This is a genomic window from Piscinibacter sp. HJYY11 (assembly GCF_016735515.1).
Classification (GTDB): Bacteria; Pseudomonadota; Gammaproteobacteria; order Burkholderiales; family Burkholderiaceae_C; genus Rhizobacter.
This window is the reverse complement of sequence record NZ_JAERQZ010000001.1, coordinates 4,553,980-4,577,763: the sequence shown is the minus strand read 5'-3', so window position 1 is coordinate 4,577,763 and position 23,784 is coordinate 4,553,980. Positions and strand designations below refer to the sequence as shown.

The 23,784-nt window shown below is 65.8% G+C and carries 19 protein-coding genes; 13 read left to right on the top strand and 6 right to left on the bottom strand.

Annotation, left to right across the window (positions count from 1 at the left end; genetic code table 11):
• The first annotated feature begins 3 nt into the window (after positions 1-3).
• The 4 genes from JI745_RS21490 (at position 4) to JI745_RS21475 (ending at position 5,009) form a co-directional block, all read left to right on the top strand.
• Entirely contained in the window at positions 4-1,107 is a 1,104-nt protein-coding gene (locus tag JI745_RS21490) for an acyltransferase family protein (RefSeq protein WP_201811638.1), read from the top strand.
• A 163-nt stretch (positions 1,108-1,270) separates the two neighbouring features.
• A complete protein-coding gene (locus JI745_RS21485; RefSeq protein ID WP_201811636.1) occupies positions 1,271-2,686 on the top strand; it encodes an MBOAT family protein in 1,416 nt (471 codons plus the stop codon).
• A 2-nt stretch (positions 2,687-2,688) separates the two neighbouring features.
• Positions 2,689-3,810, top strand: coding sequence for a hypothetical protein (locus JI745_RS21480; protein WP_201811634.1), 1,122 nt, complete (start codon positions 2,689-2,691; stop codon positions 3,808-3,810).
• Positions 3,811-3,827: 17 nt separating this feature from the next.
• Positions 3,828-5,009: a glycosyltransferase family 4 protein gene (locus JI745_RS21475; RefSeq protein WP_201811632.1), complete on the top strand. Its 1,182-nt coding sequence runs from the start codon at positions 3,828-3,830 to the stop codon at positions 5,007-5,009.
• Between the two features lie 64 nt (positions 5,010-5,073).
• Here the strand turns inward: JI745_RS21475 and JI745_RS21470 are convergent, their stop codons facing one another.
• The gene (locus JI745_RS21470; protein ID WP_201811630.1) at positions 5,074-6,444 is read right to left on the bottom strand and encodes a right-handed parallel beta-helix repeat-containing protein; all 1,371 of its coding nucleotides are present in this window, start codon (positions 6,442-6,444) and stop codon (positions 5,074-5,076) included.
• Between the two features lie 247 nt (positions 6,445-6,691).
• Complete coding sequence (locus tag JI745_RS21465) at positions 6,692-7,621, bottom strand: glycosyltransferase family 2 protein (protein WP_201811628.1); 930 nt, start codon at positions 7,619-7,621, stop codon at positions 6,692-6,694.
• Positions 7,622-7,855: 234 nt separating this feature from the next.
• Here JI745_RS21465 and JI745_RS21460 point away from each other — a divergent pair, with 234 nt between their 5' ends.
• Positions 7,856-9,202: a UDP-glucose/GDP-mannose dehydrogenase family protein gene (locus JI745_RS21460; protein WP_201811626.1), complete on the top strand. Its 1,347-nt coding sequence runs from the start codon at positions 7,856-7,858 to the stop codon at positions 9,200-9,202.
• 3 nt (positions 9,203-9,205) lie between these two features.
• On the opposite strand, the gene ubiE is transcribed toward JI745_RS21460, so the two are convergent.
• Together ubiE and JI745_RS21450 are read right to left on the bottom strand one after the other, a co-directional pair.
• Positions 9,206-9,937, bottom strand: a complete 732-nt coding sequence (gene ubiE, locus JI745_RS21455) for a bifunctional demethylmenaquinone methyltransferase/2-methoxy-6-polyprenyl-1,4-benzoquinol methylase UbiE (protein ID WP_201811624.1) — start codon at positions 9,935-9,937, stop codon at positions 9,206-9,208.
• 14 nt (positions 9,938-9,951) lie between these two features.
• A complete protein-coding gene (locus JI745_RS21450; protein ID WP_201811622.1) occupies positions 9,952-10,353 on the bottom strand; it encodes a gamma-butyrobetaine hydroxylase-like domain-containing protein in 402 nt (133 codons plus the stop codon).
• Between the two features lie 101 nt (positions 10,354-10,454).
• On the opposite strand from JI745_RS21450, the gene JI745_RS21445 reads away from it, so the two are divergent.
• Positions 10,455-11,636: a serine hydrolase gene (locus JI745_RS21445; RefSeq protein WP_201811620.1), complete on the top strand. Its 1,182-nt coding sequence runs from the start codon at positions 10,455-10,457 to the stop codon at positions 11,634-11,636.
• On the opposite strand, the gene JI745_RS21440 is transcribed toward JI745_RS21445, so the two are convergent.
• Positions 11,637-12,110 carry an HIT family protein gene (locus JI745_RS21440; protein ID WP_201811618.1) on the bottom strand — a complete coding sequence of 158 codons (474 nt, stop codon included), beginning with the start codon at positions 12,108-12,110 and terminating at the stop codon, positions 11,637-11,639.
• Between the two features lie 62 nt (positions 12,111-12,172).
• On the opposite strand from JI745_RS21440, the gene JI745_RS21435 reads away from it, so the two are divergent.
• A complete protein-coding gene (locus tag JI745_RS21435; RefSeq protein ID WP_201811616.1) occupies positions 12,173-13,150 on the top strand; it encodes a tripartite tricarboxylate transporter substrate binding protein in 978 nt (325 codons plus the stop codon).
• Here JI745_RS21435 and JI745_RS21430 read toward each other — a convergent pair whose 3' ends face one another.
• Positions 13,151-17,038 (bottom strand): DUF3683 domain-containing protein, encoded by a 3,888-nt coding sequence (locus JI745_RS21430; RefSeq protein ID WP_201811614.1) that lies wholly within the window; start codon positions 17,036-17,038, stop codon positions 13,151-13,153. It lies immediately after the preceding gene.
• A gap of 216 nt (positions 17,039-17,254) precedes the next feature.
• Between JI745_RS21430 and ugpB the strand changes: the two genes are divergently transcribed.
• The 6 genes from ugpB to JI745_RS21400 all read left to right on the top strand — a co-directional run bounded on the left by ugpB (position 17,255) and on the right by JI745_RS21400 (position 23,778).
• A complete protein-coding gene (ugpB, locus tag JI745_RS21425) occupies positions 17,255-18,568 on the top strand; it encodes a sn-glycerol-3-phosphate ABC transporter substrate-binding protein UgpB (protein WP_201811612.1) in 1,314 nt (437 codons plus the stop codon).
• A 6-nt stretch (positions 18,569-18,574) separates the two neighbouring features.
• Positions 18,575-19,462 (top strand): sn-glycerol-3-phosphate ABC transporter permease UgpA, encoded by an 888-nt coding sequence (gene ugpA, locus JI745_RS21420; RefSeq protein WP_201811610.1) that lies wholly within the window; start codon positions 18,575-18,577, stop codon positions 19,460-19,462.
• A gap of 1 nt (position 19,463) precedes the next feature.
• Positions 19,464-20,315 (top strand): sn-glycerol-3-phosphate ABC transporter permease UgpE, encoded by an 852-nt coding sequence (gene ugpE, locus JI745_RS21415; RefSeq protein ID WP_201811608.1) that lies wholly within the window; start codon positions 19,464-19,466, stop codon positions 20,313-20,315.
• 3 nt (positions 20,316-20,318) lie between these two features.
• On the top strand, positions 20,319-21,386 hold the full coding sequence (locus JI745_RS21410; protein WP_201811605.1) for a sn-glycerol-3-phosphate import ATP-binding protein UgpC: 1,068 nt from the start codon (positions 20,319-20,321) through the stop codon (positions 21,384-21,386).
• Positions 21,383-22,120, top strand: coding sequence for a glycerophosphodiester phosphodiesterase (gene ugpQ, locus JI745_RS21405; RefSeq protein WP_201811603.1), 738 nt, complete (start codon positions 21,383-21,385; stop codon positions 22,118-22,120). The genes JI745_RS21410 and ugpQ overlap by 4 nt, the downstream gene beginning before the upstream one ends.
• Before the next feature lie 203 nt (positions 22,121-22,323).
• The gene (locus JI745_RS21400; protein ID WP_201811601.1) at positions 22,324-23,778 is read left to right on the top strand and encodes a hypothetical protein; all 1,455 of its coding nucleotides are present in this window, start codon (positions 22,324-22,326) and stop codon (positions 23,776-23,778) included.
• Positions 23,779-23,784 lie beyond the last annotated feature (6 nt).

Below are 23,784 nucleotides of genomic sequence, written 5' to 3'. Positions count from 1 at the left end.
GTGATGAAACCAACCCTCACGCTCAGGAGCTCGGTCAGCAGCCCGATGGCCAGCACCACCCTGGCCAAGACGACAGAGAGCCCGGCCTCGGTGAGCGACGGCGGTGCTTCCAAATCCGGCAGCCGCAACCTGCCGATCGACACGCTGCGCGGACTGGCGTGTCTGCTGCTGGCCACCTATCACGTGATCGGGCACGACGCTGGCGCGGGCCTGAAGGTTCCCCATGGCGACCCGCTTCGCATCTTCAACGAACTGCTGGTGTTCGCACGCATGCCGCTGTTCGCATTCCTGTCCGGCTTCGTGTACGCGTGGCGGCCCTACAAGGGCAATGCAACCGAATTCGTCGGCAGCAAGATCCGGCGCCTGCTGGTGCCGATGCTGCTCGTCGGAACGGCCTACGCGCTGATCCAGATCAACACCCCGGGGGTCAACACCACCGAGGTGATCCACTGGAAGCTGCTGCACGTCATCCCGGTCTCGCACTACTGGTTCCTGGAGTCGCTGTTCTTCGTCTTCCTCGGCATCATGATTGTCGAGACGCTCGGGCTGATGTCGACCGAAGCGGGCTTTCTTGCGATCTTCGCTGGCGCCGTCACGCTTCACCTCCTGCACCCGCTGCCGATCTATTTCGGCCTGCAGGGGTCTGGCTACCTGCTGCCCTACTTCCTGCTGGGCGTGTGGGCGAACCGATTCGACGGCAATCAGCGCCACCCGTGGGTCGTGCCTGCGCTCCTGGTGTCGAGCGCCGCGGCCATCATCTACCTGAGACTCGCCAAGCAGCCCATGCCCGCCCCGTTCAGCGCCTATGAGCTGCTGTTCGGCGCGACGATCTGTGTGACCCTGCTGCGTCTGAACCTGCGGGTGGGTTGGCTGGCCTGGATCGGCTACTACTCCTTCGCCATCTACCTGTTCCACAGCATGTTCTCGGCCGCCACGCGTCTGGCGCTGCAGAAGGTGTGGGCCGCGCCTGTCTGGTTCCTGCTCCTGACAGGTGTCGCCGCGGCGATCCTCGGGCCGATCCTCCTCCAGCCGTGGATCCAGCGCATTCCCATCGTGGGGGCCTGGATCCTGGGCGAGAAGTCCAAGCGCACGAGCAGCGCAAGCTGAGATCGCGACCACTGGCGAGCCCTCTGCGCCGCACCGCGCTGCGGCGCGCCGCGCCCCCCTAGACCAGGGTTCAAAGCCCTGAGTGAACACGAGATACTGCGGCCCGCTTGGGTCGTCGCAGTCGTCGGCGAGTTTGCCCGGCAAACTGCCCCTTGCCCCGGCCATGAACTTTGCCTCGCTCCAGTTCGCGTACTTCCTGATCTTCGGCTTCGCTCTCTATGCGCTGCTGAGCAAGCGCCTGGAACTGCAGAACGCCCTGCTGCTCGTCGGCAGCTACTACTTCTACGCGTGCTGGGATGTGCGCTTCCTGCTGCTGATCTGGCTCATCACCGGCGCTAGCTACCTGACCGGCAGGCTCATCGCGCAGCAGCAAGATCCCGCGCAGCGCAAACGCTCGATCGCGGTCTACACCGTCTTCGCGCTGTGCGTGCTGGGCTACTTCAAGTACTTCAACTTCTTCATCGACTCGGCACAGACGCTGCTCCTCGGGCTGGGCTTTGAAGTCCGACGCGTCTACCTCGACATCGTGCTGCCGCCGGCGATCTCGTTCTACGTGTTCGAGTCACTGAGCTACGTGATCGAGATCCACCACCGGCACATGCCGGGCACGACCAAGTTCCGCCACTACGCACTCTTCATCGCGTATTTCCCGAAGCTCGTGGCCGGCCCGATCGAACGGCCGGCGGTCCTGATTCCGCAGATCGAGCAGCCGCGCTTCATCACCGAAGAGAACATCACCCGCGGCTCGTTCCTCATCCTGCTCGGCCTGTTCAAGAAGATCGTGATCGCCGACGGCATGGCGCCGACGGTCGACTCGGTCTTCAACAGCGCACAGACGCCGAATGCCTGGGCCATCGCGCTCGGCACCTATGCCTTTGCCCTGCAGATCTACTGCGACTTCTCCGGCTACACCGACATCGCCCGCGGCGTGTCGAAGCTCCTGGGCATCGAGCTGAGCCAGAACTTCCGCTTCCCCTACTTCTCGTCGAACCCGAGCGAGTTCTGGCGGCGCTGGCACATGTCGCTGTCATCATGGCTGCGCGACTACCTCTACATCCCCTTGGGGGGCAACCGCGTCGGCGCCGTGCGCACCAAGGTCAACCTCATGCTCACCATGCTGCTGGGCGGCCTGTGGCACGGGGCGGCCTGGAACTTCATCCTCTGGGGCGGCTACCAGGGCCTGCTGCTGGTGGTGAACAGCTTCATCAAGCCGCCGGTGTTCAAGGGCACCGCCGCACTCGTGAGCCGGGTCGTCGCGACCGTCGTCTTCTTCCAATTCGTCTGCTACGGCTGGCTGCTCTTTCGCGCGAACTCGTTCGAGCAGATCCGCAACTTCACGGTGGAACTCCTGACACTTTCGCAGCCGCTTGCGGCCACGGTCGCACGGCCCCCGCTCGCCGCGCTGCTGGGTGTTGCCGTCCTGGCCTTGTATGACCTGGCGGCCTATCGAAGCGGGCGCGCGACCTTCTACCGTGACTGGCCCGCGCCGCTGCGTGCCGGCCTCTATGCCGTGCTGGTGTTCCTCACGCTGATGGGCCTGGCGAGCGCTCGCAGCGCCTTCATCTACTTCCAGTTCTGAGCATGGGCACGACGCGCCTGAAGCACATCCTCTTCGGCCCCAGCGCCCGCGTGCTGGGGTGGGTCATCGTCTGGCTTGCGATCTTCGACCTCGGCGTGAGCCTGAGCTTCGGTTCACGGGCGGGCAGCAAGACCTCACTCGGCCGCTACTTCGAATACGGGCGCTCGGTCGAAGGCAAGCTCGAGCGCTCTATGGCAGCCGACCCGAAGAGCGAGGGCCAGATCCTGAGTGCCGGCTGGCTCAGCCAGGAAGAGTTGCGTCAGCGGCCGAGCCGGCCGGCGGACGGCACAGACCTGCTGGTCGCGGTGTATGGCCAGTCGTTCGCGATGCATGCGGCCCACGAGGCCGCCGCCATCGACAAGCGCATCACCATCCGCGGCATCGGTGGGCCGGCAGCACCGCCCTCGCATTCGTACGCGGGCTACAAGGCCGATGTCGAGAACCGGAAGGCCGACGTGGTCGTCTTCGGCATCCTCTCGGCGAGCGTTCCGGACATGGGCTCGATGTCGGGCCTCATCTGGCACTTCGAGAACCCGGCGCCGTTCACCTTCCCGCGCTACCGCGTGCAGGCAGGGCAGTTGACCGAGGAGCAGCCCGTCATCCGCACCGAGGCGCAGTTCAAGCAGGCCTTCAGCACCCGCTCCGCGGAGTGGGATCGCTTCAAGGCGCAGCTGCGCACGAGCGACCGCGGCTACGACCGCTTCACCTTCGAGCAGTCGCCGGCCGACGCGTCATCCATCGTTCGCCTTGTGCGCCGTGGCTGGGTGGCGCACGACGATGGCTACGAGCGCGGCGTCTACGACCCGCAGCGAGGCTTCGATCCGCAATCGGAAGACCTGCAGGCGCTCAAGGCCATGCTGGCCGACCTCGGCGAACGCACCCGCGCACGAGGCGAACGCCTGATCGTCCTGCTGATGCACGCCAAGGGGCAGTCCGATCACCTCCATGCCGCGCTAGCCCCGTCGCTGGAACAGGCGGGCATCGAGTTCATCAGCACGCACGCGATCTTCTCCGCCAACGATCCGACCAACTTCCTGCCCGACAGCCACTACGTGCCTGCCGTCAACCACCGTTTGGCGCAGGCGCTTGCCGAGCGCATCCGTCGACCCGCTCCGGTTCGCTGAATCAGATGAGACCGACCATGGCCCACTCCGCACCCACCTTGCTCTACATCGCGCCCGGCGATCCCTGGGACCGCTGGACCAACTCCGGCACGACGATCAAGCTGATCGAGGGCTTGCAGCAGCACGGGCGCTTGTACGGCGCGCTCAGCCGCTTCGACACCGACCTGAAGGAACTGCATGGCCGCAGTGCACTGCGGCACCTCGGCCGCCGCCTTCGTCGAAAGTTGGGCATGAAGCCGCCCGGCCACGTCGACGGTGGCGCGCCGATGACGATTGACGAACGCGGCGAACTTCTCGGGCCGGTGCTGCGCAAGCTGCCGGAAGGCAGCTGGGTGATGTACCACTACGCGATCCCTGTCATCGACCGCTCGCTGCCGATCCGCCGCGTCCTGTTCCAGGACATGACCGTCGACGACGCCGTGCGTGCCGGCGGCTTCGGCTGGGGTTCGCTCAGCACGCAGGAAATCGACGCGCATCGGTCGCTCATCCGCCAGGCCAACCATGACGCCGACGCGATCGTCTCCTTCGCCGGTTTCGTGGCCGACACGATGCACGAGCAGTACGGCATTCCCAAGGAGAAAGTCTTTGCGCTCGGCGGCGGGCCGATGCGCCGGTGGGACCAGCCGGTGCCGGCCGAAATCGAGCGCTACCGCAGACGCCAGATCCTCTTCTGCGGACGCGCGTGGGAGCGCAAGGGCGGCCCGGTGCTGATCGAAGCGTTCCGCAAGGTGCGGCGCGAGTTGCCCGATGCGAAGTTGACGGTGGTGAGTGCCGGTGCGCCACCCCTGAACGAGCCGGGCGTCGAACAGTTCGGCCATGCCAGCGACGAGAAGCTTCACGAGCTCTATCGCACCAGCTCGTTGTTCTGCATGCCCAGCATCTGCGAGTCCTGGGGCCTCGTGTACGTGGAAGCCGCTGCCCATGGGTGCCCCACCGCCAACTGGAGCAACTGGGCGCTGCCCGACATCGTCGATCGCGGCGTCACCGGGGTGCTGAGCGACCGCCACGACGCAGACGGCCTGGCCGAGGCCATCGTGGAGGCGTTGCGCGACCCGCAGCACCTGATGGAAATGGGGCAGAACGCGGTGAAGCGGGTGCGCGACGTGCTGGATTGGCCGCATTGCGTCGACCGGCTGCTGGCCGCCACGATGCCGGACGCGCTCGAAGGCCGGCAACCGGTGTGGATGCGCCCGCGATAGGCACCCAAGAAAAAAGCCCCGAGCGTCTTGAAACGCCCGGGGCTTCTCGGAAGAGTTCAGGGAATCAGCGAGCGCAGACGCCGGTGGTCGCATCCGCCCCGGTGCGCGTCACGTTGTTGAACAGAAGCTGCAGCGCTGTCTGGATGCTCAGGAACGTGCCCGATGCGCTGCTGGTCCCTCCGTAGCAGCCCACGTTGTCGCGAACGATCTCGCCGCCGCCGACCAGGTCATTCGGCTGTTCGGTGAGCTGCACGCTGATGCCCAGGTGCCAGCGGTTCTGGTCCTGGATGATCTTGTTCCCCTCGATCACCGCACCAGGGGCCATGCTGACGCAGATGCCGCAGCCGCCGAGGTTGACCACCGTGTTGTTGCGCACCACGAGGTTGCGGAACCCTTCGGGGGTGTTGTAGCCCGGCATCATCGAGATGCCGTAGCAGCCATCGGCCGAGGCGTCCTGGACGATGGTGTTGCCCTCGATCGTCAGGCCATTGATCATGCCGTGGGCCGTCACGTTGCCGCCGGTGCACACGCCATTCGTCAGCGAGTTGCGCACGAACTGGTTGTTGCGGATCACGTTGCGGTTGCCACCGGACAGGTAGACCGGGTGCACGGTCGGGGCGCCGCTGCCATTGCCTTCGAACAGGTTGCCTTCGAAGACCGAGTCGTTCATCGTGCCGATGACCCCCATGCCGCGGTTGCGCAGGATCCGCGAATTGCGCACCGTCAGGAAGCTGATCGGGTCATTGCCTTGCAACTCGAACGCGGTGTAGAAGCCAGTGACCTCGACGTTCTCGATCAGCACGTCACGGATCAGGCCGCGCAACCAGAAAGCCCACTGACCGGTGCCCAGGCCATCGAGCTTGAGGTTGCGGAAGACATAGCCGCGGTCGTCGACGGTGTTGGCGAACTCGCCGAACTCGAAGCCGAAGTAGGCGGCGACGCGCAGCGTGGGTGCGGGGCCGGTACCGTAGGCGTCAAAGGTGAGCGGCGCGGCGGCAGTGGTGTTGCGGTTGTCCAGGCGGATCGTGGAGTGGTTCCAGGAACCGCCGCGGGCCAGCAGAAGGCGCGAGCCGGCCGGCAGTGCGTTGATGTTGACGCTGGTCAGCGTGCGTTTCGGGGCAGCAGCGCTCGTGCCGGGATTCGCGTCGTTGCCGGCGACGCAGCCTGCCGCGGCGCCGGTCTGGCAGTCGGAGAAGTAGTAGGTGGCCGCAGTCCCCGGGGCCGGTGCAGGCGACGGAGCCGGTGCTGGCGCAGGGGCTGGGGCCGGTGCAGGTGCCGGAGAAGTCGGCGGAGGAGCAGGAGACGTGACCGGAGGGATCGGAGCCGCGCTGCTTTCGTTGACGTCACCACCGGCACCACAGCCGGCGAGGGACGTGAGAGCAGCAACCGAGAACCAAAGCGTGGTCGTCTTGAGCGCCGTTTTGCGTGCAGTCATATTCTGTGTTTCTCGCAGCCGTCCCGATGCGCGGACGAGTTGCAGATTGCATGCCGGCGTTTTCAGCCTCGAACCGTGACCACTTTGGTCATGACTCGCGGGAAGGGTCGCCAGCCCAGGGCTTATGGGCTGACATTATTCGGGTGGACGGTGACACGCACGCGGCGCAATTGTCGCAAGAGGTAAACGAGCTCGAGTCGAGCCCGGCCCGCGAAAGCCGGCCCTCACATCGCTTCTCAGAAGCTAATCAGGAGAGCGAGGGGTTTCCCGGCAACGCCGTCTGCGCGCATTCTTCCGTTGCGCGCTTCTTGCCCACCAGCAAGGCACGACGCTGGTACGCCCGCAGGAAGGCCCGGAACTCGGGGTCCTGGTAGCGCGGCTTGCCCTGCAGGAAGCTGTAGATCCAGCCCCAGAGAATGGTCAGCTGCCCGAAGACATACGGCTTCTGGTTAAGGCGGGACACGACGCTGGCCGTGAGGAACAGCAGCCCGGTGCCCATGTAGTACTGGCCATAGCCCTGGCGGAACCGGCCGGTGTAGATGCCCTTGTGGCTGGCGCCCATGGTCCGCAGGTGGACGAAACGCAGCTCGGGCTCGTCCCAGCTGGTGGCTGTCCAGCCCTTCATGCGGCACTTGTGGCCGTCGATGCCGTCCCAGCCGACTTCCCGCACGAAGCCACCGATGTCCTTGAAGCACGACACGCGGTAGAACTTGGTCATGCCCAGCGAGTTCTCGTCGCCATGGCGCTCGCTGATCAACTCGCCGTTTTCTTCGAGGTAGGCCTTGCCGCTGCAAGTGCCCAGCCTTGGATTGGCATTCATGCGCTCGATCAGGATCTCGAAGTAGCGCGGGGGCAGGCGCAGATCGAGGTCAAGCTTGCAGACGAAGTCGTAGTCGTCGGGAATGATGGCCGCGTAGCCGCTGTAGAACGCATCGACCACGCCCGGCCCCACGGCACGGTGCCCACGGTCGGCGCGCGTGACGATTTCGATCCACTCGTGCTTGCCGGCGTACTCGGCGAGGATCGCCGGCGTCTCATCGGTCGAGCCGTCGTCGACGATCACCCACTTGGTCGGACGCAGCGACTGTGCCACCACCGTGTCGAGCGTTTGCCGCATGTAGTCGGCTTCATTGCGGCACGGCGAAATCAACACGTACTTGGCGGGCTTCTCACGCATGGCGGCTTTCAAGGGGTGACGTGGACACTCGAATCCCCCTGTACACAGGGGGAAGTCACAGCAAGGGCTTGCTGGCAACATGCCGCATCGCCTGCGACAGTCGGTGTCTCGAAATTGTAGACAGCGCAGGCTGTGCGGCACCCCCGCAACTCGGGCGGTTCCTGCACTTCCAAGCTGCGAAAACAGTGACTTCGCGCACGACAATCGCGACCCCAACCTAGCGGAGTACCAAGAGTGAAAGTAACGATCATCGGGACGGGCTATGTGGGCCTCGTCACGGGCGCCTGCCTGTCGGAGATGGGCAACCACGTGGTGTGCCTCGACGTCGACGCCAAGAAGATCCAGGTGCTCAACGATGGTGGGATCCCGATCTACGAACCGGGCCTGAAGGAAGTCGTCCAGCGCAACGTCAGCGCCGGGCGCCTTCAGTTCACGACCGATGTGCCCTTCGCCGTCAACCACGGCACGCTGCAGTTCATCGGCGTCGGCACACCGCCCGACGAAGACGGCTCGGCCGACCTTCAATACGTGCTGGCCGCGGCGCGCAACATCGGCCGCTACATGACCGACTACAAGGTGGTGGTCGACAAGAGCACCGTCCCTGTCGGCACCGCAGACAAGGTGCGTGCCGCCATCAAGGAAGAACTCGCCAAGCGCGACAAGCAGGTCGACTTCGCCGTCGTCTCCAACCCCGAATTCCTCAAGGAAGGCGCGGCCGTCGAAGACTTCATGCGCCCGGACCGCATCGTGGTCGGCGCCGACGACGAGCGCTCGGTACTGCTGATGCGTGCGCTCTACGCGCCCTACATCCGCAGCCACGAACGCCTGCTGGTGATGGACGTGCGCAGCGCCGAATTCACCAAGTACGCCGCCAACTCGATGCTCGCCACGCGCATCAGCTTCATGAACGAGCTGGCACTGCTCGCCGAGAAGGTCGGCGCAGACATCGAACTCGTGCGCAAGGGCATCGGCAGTGACCCGCGCATCGGCTACCAATTCCTCTACGCCGGCACCGGCTACGGCGGCTCGTGCTTCCCGAAAGACGTGAACGCGCTGATGCGCACCGGCAAGGAGTACGGCATCGACCTGAAGGTGCTCAACGCCGTCGACCGCGCCAACCAGCACCAGAAGACGGTGCTGGTCGAGAAGGTTGTCGCCCGTTTCGGCAACGACCTCACCGGCCGCCGCTTCGCGATGTGGGGCCTGGCCTTCAAGCCCAACACCGACGACATGCGCGACGCACCGAGCCGCGACGTGATCCAGGCCCTCGCCGAGCGCGGCGCCACCATCGTGGCCTACGACCCGGTTGCCGCGCACGAAGCCGAGCGCGTGCTGGGGCACGTGAAATCACTGCAGATCGTCGACAACGTGGCCACCACGCTCGAAGGCGCCGATGCGCTGCTGATCCTCACCGAATGGCGCGAGTTCAAGAGCCCTGACTTCGACCAGATCAAGCGCCTTCTCAAGCAGCCCGTCATCTTCGACGGCCGCAACCTCTACGAGCCGGCACTGATGCGCGACCTGGGCTTCGACTACCTTGGCATCGGCCGCGGCACGGCGCAGCTCAAGCCGGCCGAATAATCCTCAGCACTTGATCCCGACGTGCAGCGCCACCACCCCGGCGCTGAGGTTGTGCACGTCGACGTGGCCGAACCCTGCTGTCTTCATCATGGCCTTGAGCTCCTGCTGGCCCGGGTGCATGCGGATCGACTCGGCCAGGTAGCGGTAGCTGTCGGCGTCGCCCGCCACCAGCTTCCCCAGCACCGGCAGCACCTTGAACGAGTACCAGTCGTAGGGCTTCTGCAGCGGCTCGGCGACTTTCGAAAACTCGAGCACCAGCAGGCGGCCACCGGGGCGCAGCACGCGGCACATTTCGGCCAGGGCCCGATCCTTGTGGGTCATGTTCCGCAAGCCGAAGGCCACGCTCACGAGGTCAAAGCTGCCGGTGGCAAACGGCAGTGATTCGGCGTCGCAGATGGACGTCGGCAATGCGAGCCCCTTGTCGATCAGGCGATCACGGCCCTGGCGGAGCATCGCCTCGTTGATGTCGGTGTGCACCACGGTGCCGCGCTCGCCCACCTTCTTGGCGAACGCCTTGGCCAGATCGCCGGTGCCCCCGGCGATGTCGAGCACCTTGTCGCCTTCGCGGAGCGCCGCCACGGCCACCGTGTAGGCCTTCCAGGCGCGGTGCAGGCCCATCGACATGAGGTCGTTCATCACGTCGTAGCGCGAGGCCACGGAATCGAACACGCCGCGCACCTTGCCGGCTTTCTCGTTTTCGTCGACGGTCTGGTAGCCGAAATGGGTGCTGCTCATGGTTTTGGCTCCAATCAATGGTGATGCCCGCAGCCCGCACCACTGGACGTTGGCATCGGGTCGTCGCGGCCGGCACCTGCCTGGCGCAGCCGCTCCTCGTAGTCGCGCCACAACTGGCTCTCCTGCGAGCCCAGGAAGTACAGGTACTCCCACGAGAAGATGCCTGTGTTGTGGCCGTCTGAAAAGGTCGGCTGCACGGCGTAATTGCCCACTGGCTCCAGGGCCACCACCTCGACCCATCGCTTGCCGGTCTGCAGCGTCTCCTGACCCGGGCCGTGGCCCTTGACCTCGGCCGATGGCGAGTAGACCCGCATCAGCTCGAACGGGATGCGGAACTGCTCCCCGTCGGCAAAACCCACTTCGAGCACCCGCGACTGCTGGTGCACGGTGATGGAGGTCGGTTGCGGGGCGGGCATGGGCAGGTCGGCGGGTCTCGGGAAGGGCAGTGTAGAACAGCCCACTCCCCGCCTGTGCTATAAGGTGATCACCTTAGATTTTCCTTCCTGCAAGACTTGCCATGACCGCCCCCAGCGACTTCCAGCCCCTCCATGCCGCCATGAAACGCTACGTCGACGGCCACCTGCTGGCGGGCGTCTCCTGCGCGGTGCTGCGCGGGCAGGACGTGCTCGACGTGCACCACGTCGGCCTGGCCGACAAGGAAGCCGGCGTGCCGATGCGCGACAACACCATCTTCCGCGCCTTCTCAAACACCAAGCTCATCGCCACGATCGCTGCATTGCAGCTCTACGAGGCCGGGAAGTTCCAGCTCGACGACCCGATCGAGCGCTTCATCCCCGCCCTCGCCAAGCGCCAGGTGCTGCGCCCCGACGCCACCTCGCTCACCGACACGGAGCCGGCCACCCGCCCCATCACCATCCGCCAGCTGATGAGCCACAGCTCCGGCCTCAGCTACGGCCTGCTCGACCCCGGCACGCTGCTCTTCAAGGCCTACTCGGACAAGCAGGTGCTGTCGCCCTTGCTGACCTTGTCGCACATGATGGAAGCCCTGTCGGGCCTGCCGCTCGCAAGCCAGCCTGGCACACGCTGGGAATACTCGGTGGCCAGCGACGTGCTGGCCCGACTGGTCGAGGTGGTGAGCCAGCAGCGCTTCGGCGACTACCTCCAGGCCAAGGTGCTCGACCCGCTGGGCATGGTCGACACCGGCTTCGTCGTGCCGGCGCACGACCTTCCGCGCCTGGCCGCGATGTACAGCGGTGCCGATCCCGCCAGGCCGCTCATCCCCGGCCTGACACGCAACGACGCCTGGCCCTACCCCAAGGCCTTCACCGTGCCCGTGCCCAGCCAGTCCGGCGGCGGCGGGCTCGTCACCACCTTGCCCGACATGGTCGCCCTGATGCGCAGCCTGATGCCGGGCGGCCAGGCGCTGCTCAAGCCCGAGACGATCGCGCTGATGATGAGCAACCAGCTGCCCGACGGCGTCTCGATCCGCTTCCCGACGGTGGGCCCGGTGCCCGGCAAGGTGTTCGGCCTCGGCGGTGCCATCACGGTCAAACCGGGCACCTACGACCCGCCGGGAAGCCTGGGCGAGTACGAATGGGGCGGCATCGGCGGCACGCACTGGTGGATCAACCCGCGGCACAACATCGCGGGCCTGGCGATGACACAGCGCCAGCACGGCTTCTGGCACCCGTTCTCCTTCGAGTTCAAGCGCCTCGCGTACGCGGCGCTGGGGCACTGATCAGGCGTCGGCGAGCGCAGCGGCGACGGCCGCATCCAGAGCGTCGAGCGTGAGCGCGAGCCGCGCCACCGCTGCCGGCACGACCTCGCGCTGGCGCTGGCCCCAGATGGGCTGCGGGAAGTGGCTGTCCCACGCGAAGCGGGCCACCACGTGCCAGTGCAGGTGCGGCACCATATTGCCCAGCGCAGCGAGGTTGACCTTGGTCGGCGCCACGCGCTCGAGCAGCACACGCTCCACCGTCACCACGAGCCGCGTGCAGCGCTCGCGCGCCTCGATCGGCAGGTCGGAGAACTCGCCGACGTGGCGGTTCGACACCACGCGGTAGAAGGCCGGAAAGTCGGCGTCCTCGACCCGGATCACGCGCCAGTCCGCACTACCCCACACGAGCAGGCCGCCGGCCTTCTGGCACAGCTCGCAGGCGGGCAGCGCGCCGGGCGGCGGCACGAACGAGACAGGGTTCGACGGAAGCGACATGCGGCGGATTATCGAGGGCGCCGATAAGATGGCCGCTCCCCTCGCTCACCGCCTTGCCTGCCATGAAGACTTCGCTGACACGCCGCCTGCTCGGCCTCGCTTCGCTTGCCGCCCTGGTCGCCCCCGGACTTGCCGTCGCCGACACCTGGCCGAGCAAACCCGTGCGCTGGGTCGTGGCCTACCCCGCCGGCGGCGGCTCCGACTTCCTCGCCCGCCAGCTTGCACCACAACTCGGCAAGCAGCTCGGCCAGACGCTCGTGATCGACAACCGCCCAGGCGCCGCCGGCATCATCGGCACCGACAACGCGGCCAAGTCAGCCCCCGACGGCTACACCATCGTGACCGGCGACAACGGCGTGATGGTGTTCCACAGCGCCATGTACAAGAAGCTGCCCTACGACCCGAAGGACCTGGTCCCGGTGGGTTTCATGGCGCGCTTTCCGCTGATCCTGGCCGTGAACCCAAGCGCCGGTTTCGCCACCGGCAAGCAACTGCTCGACGACATCAAGAAGAACCCCGGCAAATTCAGCTACGCCTCACCGGGCGTCGGCAGCCCGCACCACCTGGCGATGGAGCTCCTGAAGGACCGCACCAAGAGCTTCGTGGTGCACGTGCCCTACCGCGGCACCGCGCTCGCGGTGCAAGACGTGATCTCCGGCCAGGTGCCGATGATGGTGCTCGACACCGCCGCCGGCCTGCCGCAGATCCGCGGTGGCAAGGTCAAGGCGCTGGCAGTGATGTCGAAGAAGCGCATCCCGTCGCTGCCCGACGTGCCCACGCTCGACGAGCTGGGCGTGAAGGACTTCGAAGTCACCGCCTGGCAAGGCCTCTTCGTCCCGAAGGGCACGCCGGCCGACATCACCTCGCGCCTCACGGCCGAGATGAACAAGGCCATCGCCACGCCCGAGGTGAAATCGCGGCTCGAAGACTTCGGCCTGGAAGTGACGCCGTCGGATGGCCCTGCACTCGCCAGCTTCCTGCAGAAAGAGACCGCCTTCTGGCACGCGCTCATCAAGGAGCGCGGCCTGTCGGCTGAGTGACTAGACGAGAACTCTTTCGATGCCGCCGTCGTTGGCCCGCTCCACGTACTCGGGCATCCAGTCGGGCCCGAGGATCTGGTTGGCCATCTCGACCACGATGTAGTCGGCCTCAAGCAGGCCGTTGTTGAGGTCGTTGCCGTAGCGGCTCAGGCCTTGCAGGCAGCTGGGGCACGAGGTGAGGATCTTCACGTCGGCCTTCGGCGCCACCGCACCCGTCGCCCGCAGCCTGGCCTCGTCCTTGCGCAGTTCCTCTTCCTTGCGGAAGCGCACCTGCGTAGAGATGTCGGGGCGCGTCACGCCCAGCGTGCCGCTTTCGCCGCAGCAGCGTTCGCTCTTGAGCACGTTGTCGCCGACGAGTGCCTTCACGGTCTTCATCGGGTCCTGCAGCTTCATCGGCGTGTGGCAGGGGTCGTGGTACAGGTAGCCGCCGCTGCCGTCGAGCTTGATGGCCTTCTCCAGCAGGTACTCGTGGATGTCGATGATCCGGCAACCCGGAAAGATCTTCTCGAACTGGTAGCCCTGCAGCTGGTCATAGCAGGTGCCGCAGCTCACCACCACGGTCTTGATGTCGAGATAGTTGAGCGTGTTGGCGACGCGGTGGAAGAGCACCCGGTTGTCGGTGATGATCTTCTCGGCCTTGTCGAACTGCCCTGAGCCCTTCTGCGGGTAGCCGCAACACAGGTAACCCGGCGGCAGCACCGTCTGCACGCCGGCATGCCAGAGCATCGCCTGCGTCGCGAGGCCCACCTGCGAGAAGAGGCGCTCGGAGCCGCAGCCCGGGAAATAGAAGACGGCCTCGGTGTCGGCCGAGGTCTTCTTCGGGTCGCGAATGATCGGGACGTAGTTCTTGTCCTCGATGTCGAGCAGCGCGCGCGCCGTCTTCTTCGGCAGGCCGCCCGGCAGCTTTTTGTTGATGAAGTGGATCACCTGCTCCTTGATCGGCGCGGTGCCCACCGTCGACTTCGGCGCAGCGGTCTGCTTCTTCGCCAGACCGCGCAGCAGGTTGTTGGCCGCACGCTGGGCCTTGAAGCCCACGTCGACCATGCCGGCGCGCAAGAGCTTGATCGTCTCCGGGTTGGTGGCATTGAGCATCAGCATCGCCATCTTGTTACCCGGGCGGAAGCTCTTCTTGCCCATCTTGCGCAGCAGGTTGCGCATGTTCATCGACACGTCGCCGAAGTCGATGTTGACCGGGCACGGCGTCACGCACTTGTGGCAAACGGTGCAGTGGTCGGCCACGTCCTCGAACTCTTCCCAGTGCTTGATCGAGACCCCACGGCGCGTCTGCTCTTCGTAGAGGAAGGCCTCCACCAGCAGCGAGGTTGCGAGGATCTTGTTGCGCGGGCTGTACAAGAGATTCGCGCGCGGCACGTGCGTCGCGCACACCGGCTTGCACTTGCCGCAGCGCAGGCAGTCCTTCATCGAGTTGGCGATGTCGCCGATGTCGCTCTGCTGCATGATCAGCGACTCGTGGCCCATCAGGCCGAAGCTCGGCGTGTAGGCGTTCGTCAGGTCGGCCTTCAGCGAAGGATCGCGCAGCAGCTTGCCCTTGTTGAAGCGGCCCTCGGGGTCGACGCGCTGCTTGTAGGCGGTGAAGTCGGCGATCTCCTCGTCGGTGAGGAACTCGAGCTTGGTGATGCCGATGCCGTGCTCGCCCGAGATCACGCCGTTGAGCGAACGTGCGAGCTTCATGATGCGCGCCACGGCCTCGTGCGCCGTCTGCAGCATCTCGTAGTTGTCGCTGTTGACGGGGATGTTGGTGTGCACGTTGCCATCGCCGGCGTGCATGTGCAGCGCCACCCACACGCGGCCGCGCAGCACCTCCTTGTGGATGCGCTGGGCTTCGTCGACGATGGGCTTCAAAGCCGAGCCGGCAAAGATGGCCTGCAAGGGCAAGCGGATTTGCGTCTTCCACGAGGCGCGCAGCGAATGGTCCTGCAGGTCGGCGAAGAACGTGCGGCCGGTCTGCGGGTTGGCGGCGTCGAGGTGGTGCAGCCAGTGGTCCCACAACTCGCGCACCTGGCGCAGCAGCGTGAGCGCCTGCTGCACGCGGTCTTCCAGCAGCTCGGCGCTCGGGATCTCGCCGGCGTCGTCGCTCTTGCCCAGCGGCAGGTTGCCCTTGGCGAAGAACGCTTCCAGCGCATCGACCAGCGCCAGCTTGTTGCGCAGGCTGAGTTCGATGTTGATGCGCTCGATGCCGTTGGTGTACTCGCCCATGCGGGGCAGCGGGATCACCACGTCTTCGTTAACCTTGAAGGCGTTGGTGTGGCGGCTGATGGCCGCCGTGCGCTTGCGGTCGAGCCAGAACTTCTTGCGCGCATCGGCGCTCACGGCCACGAAGCCTTCGCCGGCACGGCCGTTGGCCAGGCGCACCACTTCACTGGTGGCGCGGGCCACGGCATCGGGGTCGTCGCCGGCGATGTCGCCGATCAGCACCATCTTCGGCAAACCACCGCGCTTGCTCTTGGTCGCGTAGCCCACGGCCTTGAGGTAGCGGTCGTCGAGGTGCTCCAGGCCCGCGAGGATCGCACCACCGGGCTTCTTCGCTTCGGCGAACATGAAGTCCTTGATCTCGACGATCGAGGGCACCGCATCGTGTGCGTTGCCGAAGAACTCCAGGCACACGGTGCGCGTGTGCGCGGGCATCTTGTGCACGACCCAGCGCGCGCTTGTGATCAGGCCGTCGCAGCCTTCCTTCTGGATGCCGGGCAGGCCGGCAAGGAACTTGTCGGTGACGTCCTTGCCCAGGCCTTCCTTGCGGAAGGTTCGGCCGGGGATCTGAAGCGTCTCCGTGCGTTCCAGCGTCTTGCCGCTGGCATCGAAGTAGCGCAGCTCGAAGGTCGCGGTCTCGACATCGTGGATCTTGCCCAGGTTGTGGTCCAGGCGCACCACCTCGAGCCACTTGGCCTCGGGCGTGACCATGCGCCAGGAGGCTAGGTTGTCGAGTGCCGTGCCCCACAGCACGGCCTTCTTGCCGCCGGCGTTCATCGCGATGTTGCCGCCGATGCACGAAGCCTCCGCCGAGGTCGGGTCGACGGCGAAGACGTGGCCGCCACGCTCGGCCGCATCGGCCACACGCTGCGTCACCACGCCGGCTTCGGTCCAGATGGTCGCGACCTCGCGGTCGAGCCCTGGCAACCTGACCATCTCGACCTCGGTCATCGCCTCCAGCTTTTCGGTGTTGATGACCGCGCTGTTCCAGGTCAGCGGCACGGCGCCGCCGGTGTAGCCGGTGCCACCCCCACGCGGGATGATGGTGAGGCCGAGCTCGATGCAGCTCTTCACGAGCGCGGCCATCTCGGCCTCGGTGTCCGGCGTGAGCACGACGAACGGATATTCCACCCGCCAGTCGGTCGCATCGGTCACGTGCGACACACGCGAGAGCCCGTCGAACTTGATGTTGTCCTTCGCCGTGTGGCGGCCCAGCACGCGCGTCGCCTTGCGGCGCAGGTCGGCGACCTGGTCGAAGAGCTCGGCGAACGACTTCACCGCACCGTGCGCCAGCTTCAGCAGCTCGCCGACCGACGCATCGCGCGAACCATCGCCCTCAGGCTTGCGGCGCGCCTGCACCTCGTTCAGGCGATGGTTCAGCGCCTCGATCAGCTGCTTGCGGCGGCGCGGGTTGTCGAGCAGGTCGTCCTGCAGGTACGGATTGCGCTGCACCACCCAGATGTCGCCCAACACCTCGTACAGCATGCGGGCCGAGCGGCCGGTCTGGCGTTCGTCGCGAAGCTTGTTCAGCAGTTCCCAGGCCCTTGAGCCCAGCAGGCGGATGACGATCTCGCGGTCGGAGAACGAGGTGTAGTTGTACGGAATTTCGCGCAGGCGCGGCGCGTGGGGCGCGGCATGTGCCGCGGCAATCTGGTCGAGCGGAACGGGTGCGTTCATGGATTCCAGGCGACCCTCTCGCCTGCTTCTGCACTTGGACGCGAATGATACCGCCCCCCTCCGAGAGCCCCGCGGACCGGCGCGCATGGCCCTCTCGGCGGGTTATCCCCGTTGATCGGGTTGCGGACGCACGACATAAACACGCCTGTCACAAGCTTGACCCACACTGTCCGGTTGGCCAAAAGCCATCCCGCACCCATCCCCTGGAGAGACACCATGAAGAAAACAACCCGCCTCGCCCTCGCCGCCCCCTTTCTCGCCCTTGCATTGGCCACACCCGCCCAGGCCCAGGTCGAGATCCAGTGGTGGCATTCCATGACCGGCGGCCTGAACGACTGGGTCATCGACCTGGCCAACGGCTTCAACGCGAGCCAGAAGGACTACAAGGTCGTGCCCACCTACAAGGGCCAGTACGACGAGTCGATGACCGCCTCGATCGCCGCCTTCCGCGCCGGCAACGCGCCGCACATCGTGCAGGTGTTCGAAGTGGGCACCGCCACCATGATGGCGAGCAAGGGCGCCATCGTGCCGGCGGGCAAGGTGCTCGCCGACGCCGGCTACAAGTTCGACCCGAAGGGCTACATCTCGGCCGTGGTCGGCTACTACACGGCACCGAACGGCCAGATGCTGAGCTACCCGCTCAACAGCTCCACCACCGTCCTCAACTACAACAAGGACGCCTTCCGCAAGGCCGGCCTCGACCCGAACAAGGCGCCCTCCACCTGGCCCGAGCTCGTCTCGGCCGCGGCCAAGCTGAAGGCCTCGGGCGTCAGCTGCCCCTTCACCACCAGCTGGCAAGGCTGGACGCAGCTGGAGAGCTTCTCGACCTGGCACAACACGCTCTTCGCCAGCCAGAACAACGGCTTCGGCGGCAACAGCGCCCGCCTGCAGTTCAACAGCCCGCTGCACGTGCGGCACATCGAGAACCTGGCCAACATGGCCAAGCAAGGTCTCTTCATCTACCGTGGCCGCGGCAACCTCGGTGACGCGCCCTTCTACTCGGGTGAGTGCGCGATGGCCACGGCGTCGTCGTCCACCTACGCCACCATCAAGAAGACCGCCAAGTTCGACTTCGGCATCGCCCCCCTGCCCTACTACCCCGACGTTCCCGGCGCACCGCAGAACACCGTCATCGGCGGCGCCTCGCTGTGGGTGATGTCGGGCAAGAAGCCGGCCGAGTACAAGGGCGTGGCCGCGTTCTTCAACTACCTGAGCGACCCCGAGGTGCAGGCCAAGAGCCACCAGCGCACCGGCTACCTGCCGGTGACGATGGCCTCCTTCCAGCTCACCGAAAAGTCGGGCTTCTACAAGCAGAACCCGGGCACCGACACCGCGGTCAACCAGATGATCCGCAAGACCACCGACAAGTCGCGTGGCGTGCGCCTGGGCAACATGGTGCAGATCCGCGCCATCGTCGACGAAGAGCTGGAGCAGGTCTGGTCGGGCAAGAAGCCGGCGAAGGAGGCGCTCGACAGCGCGGTGAAACGCGGCAACGAGTTGCTGGAGCGCTTCGAGAAGGCCAACAAGTAAGCCATCGTGGCGTCTGAAAAGCGCGTCGTCTTCCGCTCCGCCTGGCTGCCCTGGGCGCTCGTCGCGCCCCAGGTGGCGGTGATCGGGGCCTTCTTCTTCTGGCCCGCGGCACAGGCGCTGCTGCAGTCGTTCCAGCAGTCCGATGCCTTCGGCACCTCGACCGAATGGGTGGGGCTGGAAAACTTCCAGCGCCTCTTCGCCGACGACACCTACATCGCCAGCTTCAAGACCACCGCCGTCTTCTCGGTGCTGGTCGCGGGGCTGGGCCTGAGCCTCTCATTGCTGCTGGCGGTGTTTGCCGACCGGGTGGTGCGCGGGGCGCTCGTCTACCGCACGCTGCTCATCTGGCCTTATGCGGTGGCGCCGGCGGTGGCGGGCGTGTTGTGGCTTTTCATGTTCGCCCCGTCGATCGGCATCGTGTCGTATGGGCTGCGCAGCTTCGGCATCGAGTGGAACCACCTGCTCAACAGCGAGCACGCGATGACGCTCATCGTGGTGGCCGCGGTGTGGAAGCAGATCTCGTACAACTTCCTCTTCTTCCTGGCCGGCCTGCAGAGCATCCCGCGTTCGCTGATCGAAGCCGCGGCGATCGACGGCGCGCGACCCTGGCGGCGTTTCTGGACCATCCAGTTCCCGCTGCTCTCGCCCACCACCTTCTTCCTCTTCGTGATCAACGTGGTGTATGCCTTCTTCGACACCTTCGCCATCGTCGACGCGGCCACCCAAGGCGGCCCGGGGAAAGACACCGCCATCCTCGTCTACAAGGTCTACTACGACGGCTTCAAGGCGATGGACCTCGGCGGCTCGGCAGCGCAGTCGGTGGTGCTGATGGGAATCGTCATCGCGTTGACCGTCATCCAATTCCGCTTCGTCGAGAAAAAAGTGAGCTACTGAGATGGTCGAACGACGCCCCACCCTCGGCATCCTCGCCCACGTCGTGCTCATCCTCGGCGTGCTCATCGTCGCCTTTCCGCTCTACGTGACCTTCGTCGCGTCGACGCAGACGGCCAACGAGATCCTGCAGGCGCCGATGTCGCTCGTGCCCGGCAACCAGCTGGCCGAGAACTACATCGCGGCGCTGAAGGGCACCGGCATGGGCGCCGCATCCAACGCGCCCGTCGGCCGCATGATGTTCATCAGCCTGGTCACCGCGCTCGTGATCGCGCTGGGCAAGATTGCGATCTCGCTGCTGTCGGCCTTCGCGATCGTCTACTTCCGCTTTCCGTTCCGCATGGCCGTGTTCTGGGGCATCTTCATCACGCTGATGCTGCCGGTGGAGGTGCGCATCGGGCCCACCTACCAGGTCGTGTCCGACTTCGGCCTGCTCAACACCTACGCCGGCCTCACCGTGCCACTGATCGCCTCGGCCACCGCGACCTTCCTCTTCCGCCAGTTCTTCCTCACCGTGCCCGACGAGCTGGCCGAAGCGGCCCGCATCGACGGCGCCGGCCCGATGCGCTTCTTCCTCGACGTGCTGGTGCCGCTGTCGGCCACGAGCTGCGCGGCGCTCTTCGTCATCCAGTTCATCTACGGCTGGAACCAGTACCTCTGGCCATTGCTCGTGACCACCGATGAAAGCATGTACCCGGTGGTCATCGGCATCAAGCGCATGATCAGCGGCGGCGACGCCGCCACCGACTGGAACATCGTCATGGCCACCGCCGTGCTCGCGATGCTGCCGCCGGCCGTGGTGGTTCTCCTCATGCAGCGCTGGTTCGTCAAGGGCCTGGTCGACACCGAGAAATAAAACATGGGCGCCATCTCACTCCGCAAGGTCATCAAGCAATACGGCAAGGGGCCGAAAGCCAACCAGGTCATCCACGGCGTCGACGCCGAGATCGCCGATGGCGAGTTCATCGTCATCGTCGGCCCCTCGGGCTGCGGCAAGAGCACGCTGCTGCGCATGGTCGCGGGCCTGGAAGAAATCTCCGGCGGCGAGATCGCCATCGGCGGGCGCGTGGTCAACGACGTCGAGCCCTCGGAGCGCGACATCGCGATGGTGTTCCAGAACTACGCGCTCTACCCGCACATGTCGGTGTTCGAGAACATGGCCTACGGCCTCAAGATCGCCAAGGTGCCGAAGGACGAGATCAAGGTGCGCGTCGACAAGGCCGCGGCCATCCTGCAGCTGGCACCCTACCTCGCCCGCAAGCCGCGCGAGCTTTCGGGTGGCCAGCGCCAGCGGGTGGCCATGGGCCGCGCCATCGTGCGGCAACCGCAGGTGTTCCTCTTCGACGAGCCGCTGTCCAACCTCGACGCCAAGCTGCGCTCGCAGACGCGCATCGAGATCCGCAAGCTGCACGCCGACCTGGGCGTGACCTCGCTCTTCGTCACGCACGACCAGGTCGAGGCGATGACGCTGGCGCAGCGCATGATCGTGATGAACGCCGGCCGCATGGAGCAGTTCGGCACGCCGGAAGAGGTGTACGCACGACCGGCCACCACCTTCGTCGCGGGCTTCATCGGCTCGCCGCCGATGAACCTCGTTCCCGGCCGCGTCGAAGGGCAGAACTTCCTGGTCGGTGGCCTGAGCCTGCCGTTGTCCACGGCCGCACCACGGCAAGGCGAGCTGATCCTCGGCCTGCGGCCGGAGCATGCGAGCGTCGCCACGACCGGCTGGCCCTTGAAGGTGGAGCTGGTCGAGATGCTCGGCGCCGAGCGCCTGGTGCATGGCCTGCTGGGCCAGCAGCCCTTCACGCTGCGCCTCGATGGCACGACAGCGGCCCCGCCGGCCGGCAGCACCCTTTCGTTGGAGGCACCGGCTTCGCAACTGCATTGGTTCGACCCGTCCACCCAGCAGCGGGTCGACGCAGCATGAGCACGCCCTGGCCCTATCCGCGCTGGATCGCCCACCGCGGCGCCGGCAAGCTGGCACCGGAGAACACGCTCGCCGCCTTCCGGCTCGGCGCCTCGCATGGCTATCGCGCCTTCGAGTGCGACGTGAAGCTCAGTGCCGACGGCGTGCCCTTCCTGTTGCACGACGCGACGCTCCAGCGCACCACGCCGGAAGAAGGCGTGGCGGGTGATCGTCGCTGGTCGGAGCTGTCGCGCCTGGATGCCGGCGGCTGGCACAGCCGCGCCTACGCGGGCGAGCCGCTGCCCACGCTCGAGGGCATCGCGCGCTACTGCCTGCGCAACGGGTTCGCGCTCAACATCGAGATCAAGCCGACACCCGGCCACAACGACGTCACGGGCCGCGTGGTCGCCGAACACGCGGCCGCGTTGTGGGCCGATGCGCCGGTCAAGCCACTGCTCAGCTCCTTCCAGCCCGACGCCCTCGCTGCCGCGCGTGCGGCCCGCCCCGAGCTGCCGCGCGCGCTGCTGCTCGACAGCCTGCGTGACGGCTGGTTGGCCGAAGCGCTTGCCCTCGACTGCGTGGCCATCGTGGCCAACCACCGCGTACTCGAGGCCGGGGTGATCGCCCAGGCTCACGGCCGGGGCCTGCACGTGCTGAGCTACACGGTCAACGAGCCCGCCGATGCAGATCGCCTGCTCGAAGCAGGCATCGATGGGCTGATCACGGACGCGGTGGATCGCTTTTCGCCTGCCTAGAATTCCGAGCGGCCCGAAGAGGCCAACATTCATTTCACCGAGGGAGGAATTCAATGAGCAAATTTCGCGCTCGCGCCTGGGCGCTGTTCGGCGCTGTCTTTCTGGTCTCCGCGTGCGGTGGCGGAGGTGGAGACAGTGGCGGCAGCGCAAGTCCACCTCCACCGGCCTCTCCTCCACCCGCAAACTCGCCTCCCCCACCCGCCGTGGAGGAATTCCTGGTGGCAGGCGTGAGCCGAGCAGACCAACCGAGCGTTCTCGTCATCGCCGATCCAGCTCAGCCTTTGCCACCGGTACTGACAACCACCGCCGACAGCATCCTAGAAGTGTCGAATGTGACCTTTGATGCCACTCAGCGCCGCGCGACCTGGGGCAACGCGACTGCGGTGTACTACGTGAACAACCGTCAGCTGCACCAGGCAAGTCTGCGCAAGAGCCTGAGCCCTCGTACGCAGCGCATCTCATCTCTCACGGCCGCGTGTTCGGTGGACAACTGGTATCCGTTCTCGTACAGCACAGGCGATGACGGTTGGGTCGAGGTCACTGAGGCCGGGCCGGATGCAAATTGCACGACTGCAGCCGACAACCGGAAGGCATTCGTCAGAAACTCCAGCCCACAGACAACGGATGCCACGACGCTGCCGTCTGGTGTGCGGGTTTTGATGGCACTGCCGGATCCCGCCAACAACGCACTCGTCGGCTTCATCGCAAGTGACACCCGGGCCACGCCTTCGAAACTCGCGCTGTACAGCCCGACGCTGACCTATGTCAGCGATGTCGTGGGCGGAACGGGCTTGTCAGACCTCGAGTTCATGTCCTTGCTACCCGGCACTCAGCTCACATCGAGCGCCTTCGTCAAATTCAGCTACTTGTTGTTGCGCCTGACGTGGTCTTCGACCTCTGCGTCGCTGTCAGCGACTGGGCAGCGTCTCACAGTTGCCACCAGCGGCCCACAGTCTTACTTCAACGACGGCTCAGCGATGTACTTCGTCGACGGACTGGCCATCAAGAGCATCAACGCGGGCGGTACGGTCAGCACGTTGGCCACCTTGGCCTCGGCCGACGGCACGACTGCGCGATTGAAGGGACTCACCTCCGATCATGTAGTGGTTCAACAAGAGGCTACGAACGGGAGTACGCAGGCATTCACCATTCCCAAAGGCGGTGGCACACCGTTCCGACTGGCCCCCGCCAATTGGGTCGCAAGCGTCATAGGCCTCAGCGGCGACGAAGTGATCTACGCCACCAAACCTGGCTATGCCATCACACCGGCTTTCCGTCGCATCCGTGCAGACGGCGGCAACGAGCGCCAGATCAACCTCGGCTACTCGACTCACGAGACCAACCTTGTGACGGTGTACAGCCCCACGATCCCATATCTGTCTGCTCAGGTACTCGACGCTGTGATCTGGTGCGAAGGTCCGATGGGCGTGAGTGGATGCCCCGGAAATGGAGTCGTCAGGTCCTACGACATCGAGACGGGCGCAATCACGACGATGGGCAATCTCTCGCTCGGCCGTGGCGGCTTGATCGTGCGCGGGTCCGGTTTCACTGGGCGCCCCACGGTGATCACCACCATCGCAGGGTTCACGGCAGAGTTCTACTTGGTCCAGTCGAACGCGGCCAACTCCCTGGTACGCCTGACGAACTACATCCCCTGACGTCCC

Coding starts and splice junctions, on each gene's coding strand:
- JI745_RS21475 (WP_201811632.1), top strand. CDS start 3,828: ATGGCCCACTCCGCACCCACCTTGCTCTACATCGCGCCCGGCGATCCC.
- JI745_RS21440 (WP_201811618.1), bottom strand. CDS start 12,110: ATGTCGCTTCCGTCGAACCCTGTCTCGTTCGTGCCGCCGCCCGGCGCG.
- ugpE (WP_201811608.1), top strand. CDS start 19,464: ATGGTCGAACGACGCCCCACCCTCGGCATCCTCGCCCACGTCGTGCTC.
- JI745_RS21470 (WP_201811630.1), bottom strand. CDS start 6,444: ATGACTGCACGCAAAACGGCGCTCAAGACGACCACGCTTTGGTTCTCG.
- JI745_RS21485 (WP_201811636.1), top strand. CDS start 1,271: ATGAACTTTGCCTCGCTCCAGTTCGCGTACTTCCTGATCTTCGGCTTC.
- ugpQ (WP_201811603.1), top strand. CDS start 21,383: ATGAGCACGCCCTGGCCCTATCCGCGCTGGATCGCCCACCGCGGCGCC.
- JI745_RS21410 (WP_201811605.1), top strand. CDS start 20,319: ATGGGCGCCATCTCACTCCGCAAGGTCATCAAGCAATACGGCAAGGGG.
- JI745_RS21490 (WP_201811638.1), top strand. CDS start 4: ATGAAACCAACCCTCACGCTCAGGAGCTCGGTCAGCAGCCCGATGGCC.
- ugpB (WP_201811612.1), top strand. CDS start 17,255: ATGAAGAAAACAACCCGCCTCGCCCTCGCCGCCCCCTTTCTCGCCCTT.
- JI745_RS21445 (WP_201811620.1), top strand. CDS start 10,455: ATGACCGCCCCCAGCGACTTCCAGCCCCTCCATGCCGCCATGAAACGC.
- ubiE (WP_201811624.1), bottom strand. CDS start 9,937: ATGAGCAGCACCCATTTCGGCTACCAGACCGTCGACGAAAACGAGAAA.
- JI745_RS21465 (WP_201811628.1), bottom strand. CDS start 7,621: ATGCGTGAGAAGCCCGCCAAGTACGTGTTGATTTCGCCGTGCCGCAAT.
- JI745_RS21430 (WP_201811614.1), bottom strand. CDS start 17,038: ATGAACGCACCCGTTCCGCTCGACCAGATTGCCGCGGCACATGCCGCG.
- JI745_RS21450 (WP_201811622.1), bottom strand. CDS start 10,353: ATGCCCGCCCCGCAACCGACCTCCATCACCGTGCACCAGCAGTCGCGG.
- JI745_RS21480 (WP_201811634.1), top strand. CDS start 2,689: ATGGGCACGACGCGCCTGAAGCACATCCTCTTCGGCCCCAGCGCCCGC.
- JI745_RS21435 (WP_201811616.1), top strand. CDS start 12,173: ATGAAGACTTCGCTGACACGCCGCCTGCTCGGCCTCGCTTCGCTTGCC.